Genomic DNA, 3790 nt, shown 5'->3' on the forward strand with positions numbered 1-3790 from the left:
TTTGGGTTTTTTTTTGAAATGGGGATTTAGTTTTAACTGGTGGGAGTAACAGGTTTTATGGGAGTGTTAACTGCTGGTTTATTTGGTTTAAGTTTAGGATTATTTACCCGTGTAGAAATTCCAGGTTCGGTTCCATATACATTAGTTTATGATAATGGCGGAACTCAAACAGTAATTGCTGTTTCTCCGAGTATTTCAGAATCAGAATTAGCAGCAACAATAGAGCAAGCTGCAGGAGATTTATTTTCACCAGGTCGTTTAGGTGGAGAAAATCAATTAACTATTAGAGTTAGAACTATTATTCATCCAGAGGAAGGTATTTCTGAACCACTTTATTTAGGGGAAGTTAAACGTTCTTTGTCTCAACGGGAAGATGAAAATATAGATATTAAAATTTTTCCAGAAAGTTTAGCTAAGTTGGAAAGTTATCAGAGTGAAAATTTGGAAAGTTAAGTTCATTAATGGATAATGGATAATGGATAATTGATAATTGATAATTACCTACCTCTGGTTAACACCGTAACAGAATTTGAAGATAAGGAAATATTATTTCTTTTTTTTCTTAAAAGGAGAGGCTTTAAACCAGAATTATTTAATTATTAATTATTCGGTATACATCTAAAGAGATATTTGAATGCTAAGGTAGGATAAAAATTTAACTAGCTTTTAGCTTTTAGCATTTCCGTACCGGAATGCTCCGCAAACAGCTAGTGCAGAATGGCGGAAATAACTGACCAGTTACAAAATCCTAAAAGTCTTACTAATCAATACTTCTGACTTCTGACTTCTGACTTCTGACTTCCGCGTAGCGGCACTAGCCTCCTGCGGAGGAACTACGTTAACAGCTTTTATAGCTCTAGATTTAAATCCCCGGTTTCTATAAACCGGAGGGTTTAAGAAGGTTTAAATCCTCTTATAATTGCTTTTTTTAATCAAAACAGGACTTACGCAGAGGTACTACATATAGCGGAAAAAACTAGATCGTTATAGTTTTTGAACTCTATATATACGGTCTTTGCGTAAGTCCTACAAAATTAATAGATATTTTATTGGTAACTTGGTGAAAAGGGAGAGGAAAAAAATAGGAGACAAAGCAGCACAACAGTTAGAAGAAATAAACGAACAAGAATCGCTTTACGCAACAGCTACAAATCCAAAATTTGATTTTCTGAAAGACTCGGAAGAAGATATATATAGCAATATGATTTGAGTTGTGAGATATTGGATAATTTTAGGGAACAGGGAACAGGGAACAGTCAAGAAGAAAATGTATCTTCTTCATAAGATAACTGCTATATTCTATCCTTTTAAGAAACACCTCAATTCTCACATCTCATTCCTGATTGCTATATACATTAACAGATGGCAAACCTTTCACCTGCTAAAGGAAAACTGAAATTGTTGAAAAGTTTTGTAAATTTATGACTGAATAATGTTTATTATACCAAATCAAAAAAGGAAATTTTTAATAGATGACAAATCAGAGAGATTTATTAAAAAGATTATTTAATGCTTTTAAACCTTTTGAACCTCTACAACCAGGTAGTCCAGTATATGTTGATTGTCGGGAAGTCAGGGGAGATGGAGATGTTATTACAGATTTAGCTACGAATATTGAATACTCTGATAATAATACTTGTCAACTTTATGCCGGACATCGGGGTGCGGGTAAGTCAACGGAACTTTTGCGACTTAAAGAATACCTGGAAATTCAAAAATATTTTGTTGTTTATTTTGCTGCTGAAGAACAAGATATTAATCCAGAAGATACGGAATATGCTGATATTTTGTTGGCTTGTACGAGACATTTATTAGAACATTTGAAACAAGCTAATCCTCAACCACTATTAGATTGGTTAAAAGGGCGGTGGGCAGATTTAAAAGATTTAGCAACTACAGAAATATCTTTAGAAAGTTTGGCGCTTGAATCACAAATTAGTCAATATGCAAAACTTACTGCTAATATTAGAGCTGAACCTACTTTAAGAAAAAAAATTAGAGAAAAAATTAATCCTTATACTGAAAGTTTAATTGAGGCGATAAATACTTTTATTGGTGATGGGAAAAAGAAATTAGAATCTGGTTCTGAGTTGGTAATAATTGCTGATAGTTTAGACCGCATTGTACCAATTGTGCAGCCAGACGGACGTAGTAATCACGATGAAATTTTTATTGACCGTAGTGCCCAACTTAAAGGATTGGATTGTCATACAATTTATACAATTCCTATTTCTATGGTCTATTCTAATCAGGCTCCTAATCTGAAAGTTGAATATGACGATCCTCAAGTTTTACCAATGATTATGGTGGAGACTCTGGAGGGAGAAGTTGATGAATTAGGAGTTGCTACAATTAGGGAAATTCTTGACAGAAGGGTTAAGGAAGTTAAGTCAGATTTATCTTTAGAAACAGATTTATTTGAAAGTCGAGAAGTGTTGGATAAACTTTGCTTAATAAGTGGAGGTCATGTTCGAGATTTAATGCTTTTGATGCAAAATGTAATTAAACGTGCTGGAGGTAAATTACCTATTTCTGCCAGAGTTGTACAAAGAGCAATTACGGAAGCAAGAGTTTCTTATAAAAGGTCTGTTCAACAAGAAGAATGGCAAGTATTGGCAGATGTTTTTCGTTCTAAAAAAATCTTAAATAATCAGCAGTACCGCAACCTATTATTTAATCGTTGTTTGCTGGAATATATTTACTTTGATGAAAAAGGAGAAAAGCAAGTTTGGTATGATGTTCACCCATTGATTAAAGGAGTGCAAGAATTTCAGGAGTTGGTTTAATTAATGGATAATGGATAATGGATAATTGATAATTGATAATGGGTAATTAGCTCTTGTTAAAACCGTACTTGATTGAATATTGAGAAATATTATTTCTTTTTTTCTAATGGTATCAATGTTAAATCAGATTAACCTGCTCATAAAAAAAGTAGAGTAAGCAAATTATTAAAGGAGTGCAATAATTTCAGGAGTTGGTGCAATGAAGGGAGAAAAAATTGCTTGGGAAGAAGATTTACCTTTAACAGTTGAAGAGGAATATGAAGCTTTAGTAGAAGCTATTAGATTTACGGAAGGTTTTGGTTTATTGTTTGTGGAATGTTCGCCACAACAGGGAACAGAAATTATGGAAAAAATTCGGCTGGAGCTTCCCCAGGAAAAAGCGGAAATTTTGTCTTTGGATAAGACTGTTTATAATTTTTACAACCGAGTTAAAGAATTACCATTACTGGCAGATATTGATATTTTGTTTGTGACTGGTTTGGAATATTCTCTCTCTCTATATGAAGAGGATATGAAAGAACGAGGTTTGGATAATAATGAGATTATTTCTATTAGTAAAAGGGGGGTTCCTCCGGTTTTAGTTAATTTGAATCAGCAGCGAGAAAGATTTAGGGATGATTTTGATATTTGCTTTGTGTTTCTGTTACCAAGGTTTGCTTTAGATTATCTAATTAAACGTGCGCCAGATTTTTTTGATTGGCGTTCTGGGTTGTTTCAGTTTCCTATGGATGAGGAAACTGTGCGAAAGGAATCTTTGGCAATTTCTGGAAAAGAATTAGATGATTATATAAAGTTTACTCGACAAGAACGTAAGCATGAGTGGGTGAGAATTAAAAGTTTACTTGATGAAGATAGGTTTCCTTTTGAGCAAAAAGCACATTTATTAGTAAGAAATGCTTGTCTATATAGGAGGTTAAAGCAAAATGAAGAAGCAATATTAGCTTGTGATGAAGCCTTAGAAATAGAACCAAATAATTACGAAGCTTGGAACAATAAGGGTATTG

General features: G+C 33.4%; 3 protein-coding genes and 1 pseudogene. All 4 read left to right on the forward strand.

Annotated elements, in window-relative coordinates:
* The first annotated feature begins 39 nt into the window (after window positions 1-39).
* Complete coding sequence (locus F6K22_RS35130; RefSeq protein ID WP_363275111.1) at window positions 40-453, forward strand: Ycf51 family protein; 414 nt, start codon at window positions 40-42, stop codon at window positions 451-453.
* 562 nt (window positions 454-1015) lie between these two features.
* Window positions 1016-1210 carry a hypothetical protein gene (locus F6K22_RS35135; protein WP_293109122.1) on the forward strand — a complete coding sequence of 65 codons (195 nt, stop codon included), beginning with the start codon at window positions 1016-1018 and terminating at the stop codon, window positions 1208-1210.
* 262 nt (window positions 1211-1472) lie between these two features.
* The gene (locus tag F6K22_RS35140) at window positions 1473-2786 is read left to right on the forward strand and encodes an AAA family ATPase (protein WP_293109124.1); all 1314 of its coding nucleotides are present in this window, start codon (window positions 1473-1475) and stop codon (window positions 2784-2786) included.
* A 199-nt stretch (window positions 2787-2985) separates the two neighbouring features.
* A pseudogene (locus F6K22_RS35145) lies at window positions 2986-3790 on the forward strand (tetratricopeptide repeat protein); the annotation flags it as partial.

This window comes from Okeania sp. SIO2F4 (assembly GCF_010672385.1).
In the GTDB taxonomy this organism is placed as follows: domain Bacteria; phylum Cyanobacteriota; class Cyanobacteriia; order Cyanobacteriales; family Microcoleaceae; genus Trichodesmium.